This is a genomic window from Gemmatimonadota bacterium (assembly GCA_026387915.1).
GTDB lineage: Bacteria > Gemmatimonadota > Gemmatimonadetes > Gemmatimonadales > Gemmatimonadaceae > Fen-1231.
The window spans coordinates 157318-172614 of the sequence record JAPLKS010000018.1; the positions used below are offsets into that span (position 1 = coordinate 157318).

Here is a 15297-nt window from a genome sequence, read left to right on the forward strand (position 1 = left end):
TGGTACAATGATGAAGTATATTCTATCGAACGTCCGTTCGAAATAGGAACAGACGCCGGAACACCCGCTTGAGCGGGTACGGGCCGCCGGTTGGGCCGCACCTCACCATCGCACGCTGGAAGTTGCCATGGCCAAGCACGACGAGTTGGTGACGCGCACTGCAATCGTAGATTGGGCGCGCGACATTTTTGAAGACCTCGACTTTACGGTCGTTCGACAGTGGCTCGAGGACAATCCGGGTCGCAAGGCGGGCGGCTATCTCCCCGTCTACGCGCCGCGCGAGGTGCTCCATGCGACGGGGTTCTTGCCGGTGGGGATCCACGGCGGCGGCGACCGCATTGAGATCATTCGCGGCGACGCCTTCTATCAGTCCTATATCTGCCATTTGCCGCGTTCGGTGATCGAGCTCGCACAGTCCGGGCGGCTGGACATGCTCTCGGCGGTACTCTTTCCCTCGACGTGCGACGTCATTCGCAACTTGTCGGGGATGTGGAAGCTCCTGTATCCCGATACCTACGTGCGGTACATCGACGTGCCGCAGGTGCCGGATCCAGGTGCGTCCGCTGAGTTCTGGGCCGGCGAGCTGCACCACATGATCGACGGGCTCGCCGAGGTATCGGGGCATCGTCCGACCGATGTGGACTTGCAGCGCTCGATCGCCGTGTACAACGAAGCCCGCGCGGTCATTCGTGAATTGTATGCCCTGCGGCGGGATCGCCCCTGGGATGTGCCGACCGAAGAGCTCTATCTTCTGCTCCGCGCTGGCGAGAGCGTAGCGCCCGAGACGTTCATTGCGCACGCCAAGCAGTACATCGCCGCTGTGGCCGCCGATCCCAAGCGTCAGCGCGACAACAGCCGCGTCGTCGTGGTGGGCGCGTTCTGCGAGCAGCCGCCGCTGGGGCTCATCAAAAGCATTGAGCGCGCCGGTTGCTACATCGTGGACGACGACTTTCTGCTCGGCAATCGCTTTTTGACGACCACCGTGCGGGATGACGGTGAGCCGGTACGCGCGCTGGCCGACGCCTTCATTCGCAACGACATGGCGTCATCGGTGCTCTACGAAATCAATCCACTCGGCAAGCGCAATCTGATGAAGAACCGTGTGGCCGATGCCAAGGCAGACGGAATCATTTTTGCGACGCCGAGTTTCTGCGACCCCGCGCTGCTCGATCAACCAATGCTGCGTGATGGTGCGGAAAAAGCAGGGATCCCGTGTATCGCGTTCAAGTACGCGGAGAACACGGGGCAGTTCCAGCAGTTCCGCGAACAGGCCGGCACCTTCGCCGACTCGATTAAGCTCTGGGGGGCCGCCTAATGGCTGAAGTACTCAAGGACCGCTCGATGGTGCTGCAGAAGGAAATGATCGCCAACCATTTTGAGTTGTTGGCGAAAGCGCCTGAGACGAAGACTCCGGTCGTGTACACCTTTGTGCCTGGGAACCTGACCGAGCTCATTCGCTCGTTCGGAGCGCTCCCCGTGCTTCCCGAGATCAATGCGCTGCAGTCGGGAATGCGCAAGCAGTCTGGCGATTACATCGCTGAGGCTGAGCGCGGCGGGCACTCCGAGGATGTGTGCACCTATGTGAAGTGCGACATCGGCATGATGCGCTCGGGGAATATCGGACCCGGTGGCACCAAGCTCCCGAAGCCCGATCTGCTTCTCCTCTCGTACACCGGCTGCTACACCTTCATGAAGTGGTTTGAGTTGCTGCGTGAGGAGTATGACTGCCCGACGGTGATGTTCCACGTGCCGTATCAGGGCGACGGCAAGCTCGAGCCCGAGCACCGCGAGTATATGCTGCGCCAGTTGCGCGAGACAGTGATTCCGGCGCTCGAGAAGGCGACCGGCAACAAGTATGACGAAGAAAAACTGCGCCATCACTTGCAGCTCTCGGCGCAGGCCGAGGACGATCTTGTGGCGGTGCTGCAGGCTGGCAAGCAGGTGCCGAGTCCGATTGATGGATACTTCGGCACCGTGTACTACGTCGGGCCGATCTTCAGTGCGTTTCGTGGGACGCAGGAAGGAGTGGACTACTACAAGGCGCTGCGCGAGGAAGTGGAGGAGCGCGCGATGCTTGGCCTTGGGCCGATCACGCCAGAGGGGCCGCTTGAAGGGGAGAAGTATCGCCTCGTGGTAGAGGGGCCGCCCAACTGGACGCACTTCCGAGATTTTTGGAAGATGTTTGCGGACGAGAAGGCGGTCGTGGTTGCCTCGACGTATACCAAGGTCGGCGGCACCTACGACTTTGGCTTCCGCCACAACCCCAATGATCCGCTCGGCACGCTCGCGGATTACTGCAGCGGCTGCTACACCAATCTCAACTTGCCGTCGCGCATTGATATGATCTGCAACTACATCAAAGAGTATAAGGCCGACGGCTTCCTGATTAACTCGGTGAAGTCGTGCAACTCGTTCTCGGCAGGACAGTTGATGATTCTGCGTGAGGTGGAGAAGCGCACGGGGATCCCCGGCGCGTTTATTGAATCGGATTTGGTGGACCCGCGCTATTTCTCGGCCGCGAACATCAAGAATCGACTCGAGAGCTATTTCCAGATGATTGACGCGCGCCGCGCGGGGAAGGGCGTATGAGTTGCGTCGTCGGGATTGACCTAGGCTCGACCACCACGAAGGCCGTGATTTTGGATGAAAACGGCGATGTGCTCGGTCGAGGCATCACGAACTCGCGTTCGAACTACGACCTCGCAGCGGCGGTCGCCAAGACCGAAGCGTTTATCAATGCGCGCTTTGGGCTGATTGAGCAGCATGTGGAGTCCACAGAGACGGTGCAGGCCGTGAGCGATCTGCGGCGTGCCTTTGTGATGGAGCAACTGCTGCATCAGCTGCGACGGTTGGAGCAGTTGCTGCTCGAGGAAATCGACAAGTCAGCGCCGCAGGAACTCAAGGCGCCATTCCGTGACGCGATTGAAGAAATCTGCCGCCGCATTACGGTGGAAGAAGAAGAACGCTTCAAGCGTCCCGCCGAACTTCGTTCGGACTTCTTCCGTGACGCGGTCGGCTCGGCATTTATGCGCATTGCTGAGCAGATTGGCGACCCCACGGGCGTGAGTTTCGATCGCCTCATTGGCGTGTATGACAAATGCATCATTCGCGTGGAGAACGAGCCGATGGATCTCGACTTCCGCGATCACATCGGCGATGCGCTGAATCGCGTGAGCAACCCGCGCTTGGCCCACGCCGTGGAGTTTGCGGTGGCCTATGACCTGAGTCCGGCTGCGACGGTTGGCACCGGCTACGGCCGCGCGCGGCTCCCGTTTCCTAAAGAACAGATCCGGTCCGAGATTCTGTGTCACGGACTCGGGGCACACGCGATGTTCCCGAATACGCGCACGGTGCTCGATATCGGCGGTCAGGATACGAAAGCGATTCAGGTGGACGCCGCCGGAATCGTCACGGGCTTTCAGATGAACGACCGGTGCGCGGCGGGCTGCGGACGCTACCTCGGCTACATCGCGGACGAAATGAACCTCGGCCTGCACGAGCTTGGGCCGTTGGCGGAACTCTCCAAGCGTAGCGTAAAGATCAATTCCACCTGCACCGTGTTTGCGGGCGCGGAACTGCGCGAGCGGCTGTCGCTTGGTGAGAAGCGCGAAGACATTCTGGCTGGGTTGCACCGCGCGATCGTGATTCGCGCGATGAGTCTATTGGCGCGCTCGGGTGGCGTGGACGATGAGTTCACCTTCACCGGCGGCGTGGCCAAGAATCCCGCCGCGGTGCGCGCGATTCGCGAGTTGATTCAGGAAAACTATGGCGAGCGTACGCTGAATATCTCAGCGGAGAGTATTTACACGGGCGCGCTGGGTGCGGCGCTCTTTGCCAACCGGATGGTGGCCTAATGATCACCACAGCGGGAATCGACGTTGGGAGCGGCGCCGTGAAGGTGACCGTGATGCGCACGGACGGCGAGGGCTCCGAGCAGCTACTCGCGCAAGTGTCGACGCGCATTCGCCGGCGTGAGATTGCGAAAGTCGTCGACGAAACCTTTGATGCCGCGGTCGAGATGGCCGGCGTAGACGAGATCCACTACATCGGCACCACGGGCGAGGGTGGCGAAGTGCCGTATGCCACTGGGCATTTTTACGGCATGACCACGCACGCGCGTGGCGCGCTGTTTCTGACGCCAGGCATTGGCGCGGTACTCGATGTGGGTGCACTCCACACGCGTGCGGTGGCCATGGACGGTCACGGTCGCGTGAAGGACTACAAGATGACCAGCCAGTGCGCGTCGGGTTCCGGGCAGTTCCTCGAGAACATCGCGCGCTACCTTGGCGTGTCGCACGACGAAATCGGGCAGCTGTCGATTATTGCCACCAAGCCGGAGAAGGTGAGCTCGATCTGCGCCGTGCTCGCTGAAACCGACGTGATCAATATGGTGTCGCGTGGCATTACGACCAGCGACATCCTGCGTGGCGTGCACGAGAGTATGGCCGAGCGCTTTGTGCGATTGCTGCGGTCGCTGGAGTTTGCGGGGGCGGTGTTTGTGAGTGGTGGACTCGCCTCGGACACGGGGTTGCTTACGGCGTTGCGCGATTCGTTGGCCAAGAAGGAAGCCGAGCTCGGAAAACTCGAGGTTGTGACGCACGACGACGCGATTTTCGCTGGCTCCATCGGCGCGGCGCTGTGGGGTGCGTTCCGGTATCGGAAGATGTCGCAGCAGGACGTGGCGTGGACCGCCGCGTCGAAGGTGGCGTGATGCGAGGCGGCCTCGGTCGCCCGCGTAGACACGTCCTCCACTCTCACCGCTGAGTGCTTTCGAATGGCGATGCCGGATTTCACCTATCTGCGGCCGGGGAGCTTGAGCGACGCGTGCGCGCTTGCCTCGAGCCTCGGCGCCGACGCCGCATTTATTGCGGGCGGCACCGAACTCATTCCCGACTTTCAGCGTGAACGGGAGACGGCGCGTCAGCTGATTGCGCTCGATCATTTGCCCGAGTTGCGAGGGATTGCCGAAGACGGCGGGGGGCTGTGTATTGGCGGTCTCACGACCGTGTCAGCGGTCGCGTCCTCGCCGCTCGTGCGCGCCCGTAGTGTCGCGCTGGCCGACGCGGCGCGAGCGATTGGCAGCGCACAAATTCGAAGCCTAGCTACGATCGGCGGTAACTTTTGTCGTGCGGTGCCGTGCGCGGACACGCCGCCCGCGGCGATCGCCTCCGGCGCTCGGGTCCGCCTGATTGGTGTGAATGGCACGCGTGAGATGCCGGCCGAGGAGTTCTTTCTCGGGCCGCGGAGCACGGTGCTCACCTCAGGCGAGGTGCTCGTCGCGATTCTGCTACCCGCGCAGCCCGCTGGGTCTGGGACGAGTTATCAGCGATTCTCGCGCCGCAAAGGCGCGTCGCTCGCGGTGGCGGCCGTCGCCGCTCGGATTACGGTGGCCAAGGGACGCATGCAGGGCGCACGCATCGTGCTCGGTGCGGTCTCCCCAGTACCACTGAAGATCAGCTCTGCTGCGGCGATGCTTGAGGGCGAACGTCCGTCGCCGGAGCTCTTTGCGAAGGCGGCGGCACAGTGCGCCGTTGAGGCGTTGCCAATTACCGATGTTCGCGGCTCAGCGGACTTCCGACGTGAACTGGTGAGCGTTCTGGCTCAGCGCGCATTTGAGCAGGCGGTAGAACGCGCGGAGGGTCGCTCATGAGCACCGAAGTCCTCGTTCGTTTGAACATCAATGGTGAGGATCGTACCCTCGCCCTCAAACCGAACACCACGCTGCTCGCCGCGTTGCGGCAACACCTTGCTCTGACCGGCACCAAAAAGGGATGCGGCACGGGCGACTGTGGCGCGTGCACCGTACAGGTGGACGGCGATCCGGTAAACTCGTGCCTTATGCTGGCCGTCGCGGCGCAGGGAAAGCGCATTACGACCATCGAAGGACTGTCGCACGACGGTGAGTTGCACCCCCTGCAGCATGCGTTCGTCAAGCACGGGGCGATTCAGTGCGGCTATTGCACGAGCGGCGCGGTGATGGCATCGAAGGCGCTCATCGACAGAAATCCGACGCCGACTGAGGGCGAGATCAAAGAGGCGCTCTCGGGCAACTTGTGCCGCTGCGCAACATACCCGCGCATGATCAAAGCGGTGTCTGGGTGGAAAGAGTTCGAGGGCGTGCCCTTCAACTCCAAACCGCACGTGCACGCCGAACGCGACCAGGTGCGCGATCACGACACGGTGAGTCACGGCGTCACGCGCTACGACGGACCGGATAAAGTCACCGGGCGTGCGAAGTACACGGCAGACCTCAACCTCCCCGACACAATTGTCGGCAAGATTTTGGGCAGCACGGTGGCACACGGCATCATCAAGCGCATTGACGTGACCAAAGCACGCGCCTTGCCGGGCGTGCTGGCGGTGATCACCGGCGCCGATGTGCCAGACGCCTTCTACGGCGTGAGCCCCGCCCGCGAAGATGAACAGATTCTCGCCAAGGAGCGCGTGCGCTACGTTGGCGATGAAGTAGCTGCGGTGGCCGCGTTGGACGACGCGACCGCTGAAGCGGCGTTGAAGCTGATTGAAGTGGAGTACGAAGAACTGCCCGCGGTGTTCGATCCGGTGGCGGCGATGGCGCCCGGTGCGCCAGTGATCCATCCTGAGAAGCCGCGCTACGCCGGCAACATCAATACGCGCGTGGACTGGCACTTTGGCGACGTGCATAAGGGATTCGCCGAGGCGGACCTCGTACGGGAAGAGCGATTTATTGGCAATCGTACGTACCAGTCGCCGATGGAGCCGCATGCGGCGCTGGCGCGCTGGGAGCATCACGGCGATCGTCTGACCCTCTGGTCCTCCACACAAACGCCGCACTATCTGCACCGCTCGCTCTCGCGCGTGCTCGGCGTTCCCATGGGAAACATCCGTGTGATTCGCCCAGCAGTAGGAGGCGGATTCGGTGCCAAGGCAGAAGCGACGCCGCTCGATTTCTGCGCCGCGATCCTCTCCAAGATGACGGGACGTCCCGTCGCGATGGAATACACGCGGGAAGAGATGTACACGCACTTCCGCGGCCGTCATAAGCAGTACATCGATCTCAAAATCGGCCTCAAGAAAGACGGCACGATTACGGCCGCTGAGCATACGGTGGTGCTGGATGGTGGCGCGTATACGTCATACGGCGTGATCACGGCGTACTACGCCGGATCGATGCTGCCGACGCTCTACAAGATTCCGAACTACAAGTATGAAGGCACGCGCGTGTACACAAACCTTCCGGCCTCCGGCGCGTTCCGTGGGCACGGGGTGCCACAGCCGCGCTTTGCCTTTGAATCATTGCTCGACATGATGGCCGAAGAACTGGGCATCGATCCGTTTGATATTCGGCTCAAGAATGCCATGGAGCCGAACACGCGTACTGGCAACGCGCTCGACATTTCGTCGTGTGAGTTTATTGCCACGCTCAATCGTGCGCGCGAGACCTCGGGGTGGGCCGAGAAGCGCGGCAAGCTTCCGCCGGGCAAGGGGATTGGCGTCGGCTGCGGCGGCTTTGTGTCGGGCGCTGGATATCCGATTTACCGATCGGACTTCCCGCACTCGAATGCCATGATCCGCGTACACGAGGATGGCACCGGCGTCACGTTGCACATTGCGGCAGCGGAGATTGGCCAAGGCTCGGACACGGTGCTGGTGCAGATTGCCGCTGAGGAGCTTGGTGTACCGTACGAGTGGGTGTGGATGGCCGATTGCGACACCACGGTCAGCCCGCTCGATCTTGGCTCCTATTCGAGTCGCGTGACACTCATGGGCGGCAATGCCGTGAAGATGGCGGCCGCGAATGTGTCGGCGCAGCTCCGCGAAGTGGCGGCCCGAGAGTTGGGTTGCGACCCCACAGCGCTGACCGTGCGCGATGGCCGCATCTTTGTGCCGCAACATCCGTCCGTCGGAATGTCCTGGGCCGATGCCGCGCGCGCGGCATTCTCCAAGAAAGGCCCAGTTGTCGGTACTGGTTCATATTCGCCGCCCAAACATCTCGGTGGCGAGTTCAAGGGCGGCACGGTGGGCACGTCGCCGGCCTACAGCTTCTCGACCGCGGTGGCGGAAGTGACCGTGGATTTGGAAACAGGGTATGTGACCGTTGACCGCTTTACGGACTACAGCGATGCTGGAACCGTGATCAATCCGGTGACGCTGCACGGTCAGGTTGAGGGCGCGATCATCATGGGACTGGGTGAGACGTTGCTCGAGGACACGATCGTTGGCCCTGGCGGCAAATTTGCCAACGCCAATCTGCACGACTATCTGATTCCGACGATCGCCGAGACGCCGGAGATTCATACGGCGGCCGTGGAGAGTTTTGAGCCGCGTGGCCCGTTCGGCGCGAAGGAAATCGGTGAAGGCTCTATGCTTCCCGTGTTCGGCGCGATTGCCAACGCCATTTACAACGCGTGCGGCGTGCGGGTCACGGAACTACCCATCACCCCAGAGAAGATTCTGCGCGGCATCAAGGCCAATGGTGGCGCGGCCGCCGTAGCGACCGGAGCGCGTGGATGACGGCCATCAAGCGCGCGCGTACCGCGAAAGCTCCCGGGCCACGTCTGGCTCGGGAAAAAACGCAACGCAAGCTCGACGAACTGCTGATGAAGGCAGCCGCGCTGATCGCGAAGAAAGGATTCGAAGCCACGACCATGCGTGACCTCGCGAAGGCGATCGACGCGAGTCTGGCGGGGCTGTACCACTACTTCTCGAGCAAAGAAGACCTGCTGTATCAATTGCAACACCGGACGTTTTCGGCGCTGCTCGAGGCGCAGCAGGTCATCGCCGCCCTCCCTGGGACGCCCGATGAGCGGTTTGCGCGGTTGCTGACGGGACACCTCGAGTTCTATGCGCAACACACGAATGAACTCAAGGCCTGCACCTTTGAACTCGAGTCGCTTTCAGTTGACGATTACCGCACCGTCGAAGCGATTCGCCGGAAATACTATCGATTGATGACGTCCGTAGTCACTGATGTGATGCACGCGCGCAATGCGTCCGCGAAAGAAATGCGTCAAAGTCGTCACGCGACGCTGTTCATCTTCGGCATGCTCAACTGGATTTTCATGTGGTACGAGCCCTCCCGGCATGGAACGGTCTCGCAGATCGGCGACGAGATGCGCGATCTAGTCCTGCATGGATTGAAGCGCACGAAGGGAGGCAGGTAATGGTGGATGGCGCGCCGGCTTCATACTGGCGCGGGTAGGATTCTCGATGACGAGGGGAACGACCGTGCAGTTCAACGATGTGTTCATTCCATATGGCGCATATTGGTCGACGCCATTCTGCTCGTGGCAGGGAAGTTTGGCAACGCTCCCGCCGATTCCGTTCGCCGCAGAAGTCACCGCGCGGGCGCTCGCGCAGCGGGATATCGAGGCCGCAACGATTGACGGCCTCTGCCTCGGCATTACCGTGGCGAGCAAGTTCTCGTTCTATGGCACGCCGTGGTTCGCTGGATTAGCTGGTCTCGGGCACACGACGGGCCCCACGATCAGTCAGGCGTGCGCCACGTCGGTGCGCTGCCTTGCGACGGCTGCACAAGAGCTGAGCACCGGTGGCGCAACGGTGTACCTTGCCGCCGCGGCCGACCGCACGAGCAATGGGCCGCACGTTTTCTATCCAAACCCCGCTGGTCCTGGCGGGACGGGCGACGCTGAGAATCTCGTCCTCGACAGCTTTGGCCACGATCCGTGGGCCAAGAACTCGATGTTGCAGACCGCGGAGAACGTCGCCAAGGAAGCTGGCATTACGCGCGAGCAGCAGGAGGAGATCACGCTCCTGCGCTATGCGCAGTATGCCACCGCTACCGCTGATGACAGTGCATTCCTCAAGCGCTACATGCCGTGGCCGCTCGAAGTAAAAGATGCCCGTGGCAAGAAGGTCGTCGCGACGGTGACCGGCGATGAAGGCGTCCATGGCACCTCCGCGCAGGGCCTTGCTGGATTGCGCCCTGTGATCGAAGGCGGATCGGTGACCTTCGGAACGCAAACGCATCCCGCCGACGGCAATGCCGGTATGGTGCTCACCGCTGGCCGCGATCGCGCCCGTGCGATCGCACCGGCTGGATTGGTGGATGTGCAGCTCCTCTCGGTTGGCCAAGCGCGCGTGAAGAAGGGGTTCATGCCAATGGCCGTCGTACCGGCAGCAGCGCAGGCACTTGAACGGGCGGGCATCACGGCTGCCCAACTCGGCAGCGTGACGTCGCACAATCCGTTCGCGGTCAACGATGTGTATCTCTCGCGCGAACTCAAGCTCGACCCCGAGCGGATGAACCGACATGGCTGTTCGCTCGTGTGGGGGCACCCGCAGGGACCCACGGGGCTTCGCTCGGTTATCGAGCTCATCGAAGATCTCGCGATTGCCGGCGGTGGGTATGGACTGTTCACTGGCTGTGCCGCAGGCGACAGCGCCGCCGCGGTGGTATTGAAAGTCAGCATGCGCTGAACACATGGAATGACGAGAGGGCACCAGCCATGAATTATTTCGCCTCCAAAGAGGCTTCCAGCTTCGGATTTAAAGACATCCTGTATGAGAAGAAGGACTGGGTGGGGCGTATTACGATCAATCGCCCCGAGTCCTTCAACTGCTACACGACGTCCACCTTGCAAGAACTGATCACGGCCATCGACGACGCGTCGAATGACGACAACGTAGGTGTGATTGTGCTGACGGGCGCGGGCGACAAGGCGTTCTGCACCGGTGGCGATGTGAAGGAGTATGCGGGTACCTACACGCAGAGCCCGCACGACTACTTCAAGTACATGGGACTGTTTGCCAAGTACATCGAAAGCATTCTGCGCAGTGGCAAGGTTACCATCGCGCGCCTCAATGGCATCGCGGTGGGCGGCGGCAACGAAACACAGCTCGCCTGCGACCTTGCGGTGATGGCCGATGATACCTACCTCGGCCAGGTTGGCACGAGCGTCGGGAGCGTCGCGTGTGGCGGCGCCACGCAGTGGCTGTCGATTCACGTTGGCGACCGGCGCGCGCGCGAAATGCTCTTCCTCAATCCTCGCATTCTGGCCGCGAAAGCCTTGGAGTGGGGGTTGGTGAATCGCGTGGTGCCGCGCGCCCAGCTCGACGAAGAAGTGAACTCGCTGGTGAAACAGCTCCTCGAGAAATTCCCGGAGTGCACCCGTTACACCAAGCAGCAGGTGAACTACTGGAAGGAAGCTTCGTGGCACGCGACCGTCGGTCATGCGCGCGACTGGCTCTCCACGCACTTCACGACGCTTGAGCCGTACGAAGGGATGCAGGCGTTTGTGGAGAAGCGGAAAATCGACTTTATGGGTCTCCGCCAAAAAGCCGCTGACGAAAATGCGAGCAGCGAATTCCTCTGGGGGCCGTACAGCCAGACCTGTGGTGGTTGTGGCGCCAAGGGCATCCCCAAGCAGTTCACCTTCTGTGGCGGCTGCGGCGCCAAGTTGGGATGACCATGGCGATGAAACGCGATCTCGCGGGGCAGGCGACCCTCGTGACCGGAGGCGGCCGCGGCATTGGTGCGGCCATCGCTCGGGAACTAGCGCAGCAGGGAAGCGATGTGGCGCTAGTGGATCTGGGTGCGTTTGACGACGCCGAGCGGGTCGCGGCGGAGTTGCGCGCGATGGGTCGCAAGGCCGTGGCGTTGAAAGCGGATGTGTCGGATTTCGCGGCCGCCGAAGCGGCGGTCGCGGCGGCCGTCGTAGCGCTTGGAAAGCTCGACGGGATTGTGTGTAACGCCGGCATTACGCGTGACGGCGTGTCGTGGAAAATGACCGAAGCCGCATGGGACGCCGTGCTCGACGTGAACCTGAAAGGGTGCTTTGCATATTGCCGAGCTGCGGCGCCGCTCTTTCGCGCACAGAAGGGCGGACGCATTGTCACGATCGCCTCGATCAACGGCATGCGTGGAAAGTTTGGACAATCGAACTACGCCGCGTCGAAGGCCGGTGTGATTGGCCTCACCAAGACGTTGGCGCGCGAACTTGGGCCCAGTGGCGTGAACGTGAACTGCGTGGCGCCTGGCTTTATTCGCACCGAAATGACTGACATCGTGCCACCCGCCGTCATTGAGCGCGCCTCTGCGGAGTCGGCGCTTGGTCGGCTCGGTGAACCCGACGAGGTGGCAGCGGTCGTGGCGTTCCTGCTGTCCGACCGCGCGCGCTACATCACGGGCGAGGTCATCAAAGTTGATGGCGGCCAGTACACCTAAGGGGAAGGCAATGACCGAAACAGTGGCTCCACAGGCGGTGCGGTACGAGGTGCGCGACGACGTCGCGTTCCTCACGCTTGACGTACCGCCCGTGAATGTGCTGCGATCGGCGACGATGCATGAACTCGCTGAGGCGGTAGAGCGCGCGCAAGCCGACCGATCGCTGAAGGCCGTGGTGCTGGAGTCGGCAGCTCGCGCGTTTTCGGCGGGCGCGGATGTTGGTGATCACCGGCCGGAGGAAGCGCCGGGGATGATTGCTGGGTTCAGTCGCTTGTTTGCGGCGTTCGGCGCGCTCGAGTTGCCGATGGTGATGGCCGTCGACGGAGCGGCACTGGGTGCCGGTTTTGAACTAGTGATGATGGCGGATGTGCTCTTGGCGACGGAGCGTTCGACCTTTGGGCAGCCGGAGATTCGGCTCGGTTTCTTTGCGCCGGTGGGTGTGGCCTGGCTTCCGGCGCGCATTGGAGTGGCGAGGGCCATTGAGGTGACGTCTACTGGCCGCACGTATTCCGCAGCAGAGATGCATACGATGGGCTTGGTGTCGCGCGTGGTGGCTGATGGCGGGCTGGCAGAGGCGCTGGCGCAGGTGCTCGGCGACCTGCGGCGCGCGAGTCCGTTGGTGCTGCGAATGAACGTGCGGCTTGCGAAGTCGTTAAACGGACGTCCGTTCGAAGAAGCCCGCCTCGAGGCGGAGCGCGTGTTTCTGAACGAGTTGATGGCCACCGAAGACGTGCGCGAGGGGATCGCGTCGTTCTTCGAGAAGCGGCGGCCCGCATGGAAGAACCGGTAAGTCGCGTGTTCGCGCGACAGGAGGGGTGACGATGCGGATCCTGATCGTCGGGGCCGGGGCGCTGGGCGGGCTCGTGGGCGCGTATCTCTCGCGCTCGGGCGAGGACGTAACGTTGCTCGAGGTAAATCAGGCGCGTGCGCGACTGCTTGCCGACGCCGGATTGCACATCACGCGGGTCGGGCAAGATGAGACGACCATTCCGATTCACGTCGTGACATCGGTGGTGGGGCTCGCGCCGTTCGACCTCGTGTTCGTGGCCACCAAGACGTACCAAACGCAAGACGCCGTGCGTGCGGCCCTCGCCGCGACGACGCCCGCGACCCTGTTCTTTTCGCTGCAGAATGGCATCGGCAACGCCGAAGCCATTGCTGAGATCGTGGGCGCGTCGCGCGTGCTGTGTGGCGTGACGTATCACAGTATCGAGCATTCGGGGCCTGGGCGGCTACGTTACCGCGCTGGGATCAAGCCCATTCAGATCTCCGCCGTGGAAGGCGGGGCCACGCCGGAAGTTGAGGCGATTGCCGTCGCGTTCCGGAAGGCCGGGTTCGAGACCAACGTGGTGCCGAACGTCGATCACGCGCTCTGGCAGAAACTGTTGCACAACGCTGTCGTCAATCCGACGTCCGCAATCACCGGGCTCACCTGTCGCGAGTTGCTCGCCGACGAGCATCTGATGGGCTTCATGCGCGACCTGTGCAACGAGATTGTGACGGTGATGCGCGCGCGCGGCGTGCCGATCATGGACGAAGAAGATCCCTTCCGTCCCGTGACCGGATCGCTCAAAGCCCTCGGCAAGAATCGGCCGTCGATGTGGCAAGATCTCGCGCGCGGTACCCGCACGGAAATCGACGCGCTGAACGGCGCGATTGTGCGTGAAGCCGAACGCCTTGGGCTTTCCGTGCCACACAACTCCGCGCTCGTGCGGTTCATCCACTCCCGCGAGCGGCAAAAGTTCCTGCGCAAGCAGGAGATTGTGCAGCATCTCGGGCTCGACCGCACACGCGCGGCAGAGGAAGAAGCGCCGCGCCCACGTTTGCGTGCCGTGCCGGGCGTGCCGGTGCGTGCTGCGCCGCGGGACGCCGATGCGGGAATGCCGCCCGGTGGACCGCCGCTGGAAAGCACGCGGCGGCTCAAGGAGTTGATGCACACGTACTATCTGGATCTCGCGGCGGCGTCGGATGATTCGAATCGCATCGTCGCGGCGGTGTCGGGGCTCGGGCCGGTGGAACTGCTGCGCGCGATGGATATTGTGCCGTACTTCCCGGAAAACCATGCGGCGCTCATTGCGGCCTCACGGCGCGCCGGCCCGTACATCGCGCGCGCGACCGCCGACGGTTTCTCACAGTTCGTCAGTTCCGCGATGCGCACTGATATTGGCGCCCTCCTCACGGGCACCACCCCGCTCACCGACGCGCATGGTATTGCCGGTGTTCCGCGTCCGGATATCGTCACGTATAGCACGAACACCGGCCACGAGTTGGTACGCTGGTTTGAGTTCTATGGATCGCACTATGGCGTGCCGGTGATGGGTGTGCATCCGCCGCCAGCACTCGACGTGCTCGAACAAATCGACGTCGATGCGGCCGTGCACCAGTTGCTCCGGCTGCAGCGGCGCCTCGAAGAGGCCAGTGGTCGGTCGCTCAACATGGACCGGCTCGGCGAGGTGGTGGGGTACTCGGCGCAGGCAGCGGAGCTGTGGGGGGACATCCTCGCGCTCGCGCGCCACACGCCGGCACCGATCACCTTCTTCGATACACTGATTCACATTGCGCCCATGATCCTGCTGCGCGGCACGCCGGAGGCGGTGGACTACTACCGGCAGCTCAAGGCAGAAATTGAAGAGCGCGTGGACCAAGGTGTCTCGGCCGTGCCGAATGAGTCACACCGTCTCTATTGGGACGGACCGCCCATTTGGTGTGCGTTGCGCCCCTTGGCCCGACTATTCGAAGAAGCGGGTGCGGCGATCGTGGCCTCGACGTTCTGTTCTGAATTTGCGTTGACCGGTCTCGACCCCTGCGATCCGCTCGAAAGTATGGCGCGTGCGTACACCGGCATCTTCGACAATCGGTCGGAAGATTTCCGCGCGGCGTACCTCGCTCAACAGTTCGAACAGTTTTCCGTGGATGCGGCGGTCTACCATGACTGCCGCACGACGCCCGAGACGAGCCACGTGCGGTACGGGCCGTCGTCACGCACGGAGCATCTCGCGCAGGTGCCGGGGTTGGTCATTGAAGCCGATTCACACGACCTGCGGCTGTTCTCAACCGAACGCCTGCAGGAACAGTTCGCCGATTTCCTCGAGCATCGCGCCGAGCGGATTGGTGCTCGATGACGCGCGGAT

General features: G+C 62.5%; 12 protein-coding genes. All 12 read left to right on the forward strand.

Annotated elements, in window-relative coordinates:
* Positions 1–127: 127 nt before the first annotated feature.
* The 12 genes from bcrC to NTZ43_12725 all read left to right on the forward strand — a co-directional run bounded on the left by bcrC (position 128) and on the right by NTZ43_12725 (position 15288).
* Positions 128–1315, forward strand: coding sequence for a benzoyl-CoA reductase subunit C (bcrC, locus tag NTZ43_12670; GenBank protein ID MCX5768064.1), 1188 nt, complete (start codon positions 128–130; stop codon positions 1313–1315).
* Entirely contained in the window at positions 1315–2589 is a 1275-nt protein-coding gene (bcrB, locus tag NTZ43_12675; GenBank protein ID MCX5768065.1) for a benzoyl-CoA reductase subunit B, read from the forward strand. The genes bcrC and bcrB overlap by 1 nt, the downstream gene beginning before the upstream one ends.
* Entirely contained in the window at positions 2586–3854 is a 1269-nt protein-coding gene (locus NTZ43_12680) for an acyl-CoA dehydratase activase (GenBank protein ID MCX5768066.1), read from the forward strand. Before bcrB ends, NTZ43_12680 begins: the two co-directional genes overlap by 4 nt.
* Entirely contained in the window at positions 3854–4711 is an 858-nt protein-coding gene (gene bcrD / locus NTZ43_12685) for a benzoyl-CoA reductase subunit D (protein MCX5768067.1), read from the forward strand. The genes NTZ43_12680 and bcrD overlap by 1 nt, the downstream gene beginning before the upstream one ends.
* A gap of 63 nt (positions 4712–4774) precedes the next feature.
* Positions 4775–5650, forward strand: a complete 876-nt coding sequence (locus NTZ43_12690; protein MCX5768068.1) for a xanthine dehydrogenase family protein subunit M — start codon at positions 4775–4777, stop codon at positions 5648–5650.
* Positions 5647–8493 (forward strand): molybdopterin-dependent oxidoreductase, encoded by a 2847-nt coding sequence (locus tag NTZ43_12695; GenBank protein MCX5768069.1) that lies wholly within the window; start codon positions 5647–5649, stop codon positions 8491–8493. The genes NTZ43_12690 and NTZ43_12695 overlap by 4 nt, the downstream gene beginning before the upstream one ends.
* Positions 8490–9143 (forward strand): TetR/AcrR family transcriptional regulator, encoded by a 654-nt coding sequence (locus NTZ43_12700; GenBank protein MCX5768070.1) that lies wholly within the window; start codon positions 8490–8492, stop codon positions 9141–9143. The genes NTZ43_12695 and NTZ43_12700 overlap by 4 nt, the downstream gene beginning before the upstream one ends.
* A 46-nt stretch (positions 9144–9189) precedes the next feature.
* Positions 9190–10419, forward strand: coding sequence for a thiolase family protein (locus NTZ43_12705; GenBank protein MCX5768071.1), 1230 nt, complete (start codon positions 9190–9192; stop codon positions 10417–10419).
* A 29-nt stretch (positions 10420–10448) separates the two neighbouring features.
* Positions 10449–11408 carry an enoyl-CoA hydratase/isomerase family protein gene (locus tag NTZ43_12710; protein ID MCX5768072.1) on the forward strand — a complete coding sequence of 320 codons (960 nt, stop codon included), beginning with the start codon at positions 10449–10451 and terminating at the stop codon, positions 11406–11408.
* Between the two features lie 2 nt (positions 11409–11410).
* Positions 11411–12166: a 3-oxoacyl-ACP reductase FabG gene (gene fabG / locus NTZ43_12715; protein ID MCX5768073.1), complete on the forward strand. Its 756-nt coding sequence runs from the start codon at positions 11411–11413 to the stop codon at positions 12164–12166.
* Between the two features lie 10 nt (positions 12167–12176).
* The gene (locus NTZ43_12720; protein MCX5768074.1) at positions 12177–12956 is read left to right on the forward strand and encodes an enoyl-CoA hydratase/isomerase family protein; all 780 of its coding nucleotides are present in this window, start codon (positions 12177–12179) and stop codon (positions 12954–12956) included.
* 31 nt (positions 12957–12987) lie between these two features.
* Positions 12988–15288, forward strand: a complete 2301-nt coding sequence (locus tag NTZ43_12725) for a 2-dehydropantoate 2-reductase (GenBank protein MCX5768075.1) — start codon at positions 12988–12990, stop codon at positions 15286–15288.
* The last annotated feature ends 9 nt before the right edge of the window (positions 15289–15297 follow it).

What these genes read in the sequence shown, in the direction of transcription:
- NTZ43_12690 (MCX5768068.1), top strand. Translation starts at nt 4,775, where the DNA reads ATGGCGATGCCGGATTTCACCTATCTGCGGCCGGGGAGCTTGAGCGAC.
- fabG (MCX5768073.1), top strand. Translation starts at nt 11,411, where the DNA reads ATGGCGATGAAACGCGATCTCGCGGGGCAGGCGACCCTCGTGACCGGA.
- bcrB (MCX5768065.1), top strand. Translation starts at nt 1,315, where the DNA reads ATGGCTGAAGTACTCAAGGACCGCTCGATGGTGCTGCAGAAGGAAATG.
- NTZ43_12720 (MCX5768074.1), top strand. Translation starts at nt 12,177, where the DNA reads ATGACCGAAACAGTGGCTCCACAGGCGGTGCGGTACGAGGTGCGCGAC.
- bcrC (MCX5768064.1), top strand. Translation starts at nt 128, where the DNA reads ATGGCCAAGCACGACGAGTTGGTGACGCGCACTGCAATCGTAGATTGG.
- bcrD (MCX5768067.1), top strand. Translation starts at nt 3,854, where the DNA reads ATGATCACCACAGCGGGAATCGACGTTGGGAGCGGCGCCGTGAAGGTG.
- NTZ43_12725 (MCX5768075.1), top strand. Translation starts at nt 12,988, where the DNA reads ATGCGGATCCTGATCGTCGGGGCCGGGGCGCTGGGCGGGCTCGTGGGC.
- NTZ43_12695 (MCX5768069.1), top strand. Translation starts at nt 5,647, where the DNA reads ATGAGCACCGAAGTCCTCGTTCGTTTGAACATCAATGGTGAGGATCGT.
- NTZ43_12700 (MCX5768070.1), top strand. Translation starts at nt 8,490, where the DNA reads ATGACGGCCATCAAGCGCGCGCGTACCGCGAAAGCTCCCGGGCCACGT.
- NTZ43_12710 (MCX5768072.1), top strand. Translation starts at nt 10,449, where the DNA reads ATGAATTATTTCGCCTCCAAAGAGGCTTCCAGCTTCGGATTTAAAGAC.
- NTZ43_12680 (MCX5768066.1), top strand. Translation starts at nt 2,586, where the DNA reads ATGAGTTGCGTCGTCGGGATTGACCTAGGCTCGACCACCACGAAGGCC.
- NTZ43_12705 (MCX5768071.1), top strand. Translation starts at nt 9,190, where the DNA reads ATGACGAGGGGAACGACCGTGCAGTTCAACGATGTGTTCATTCCATAT.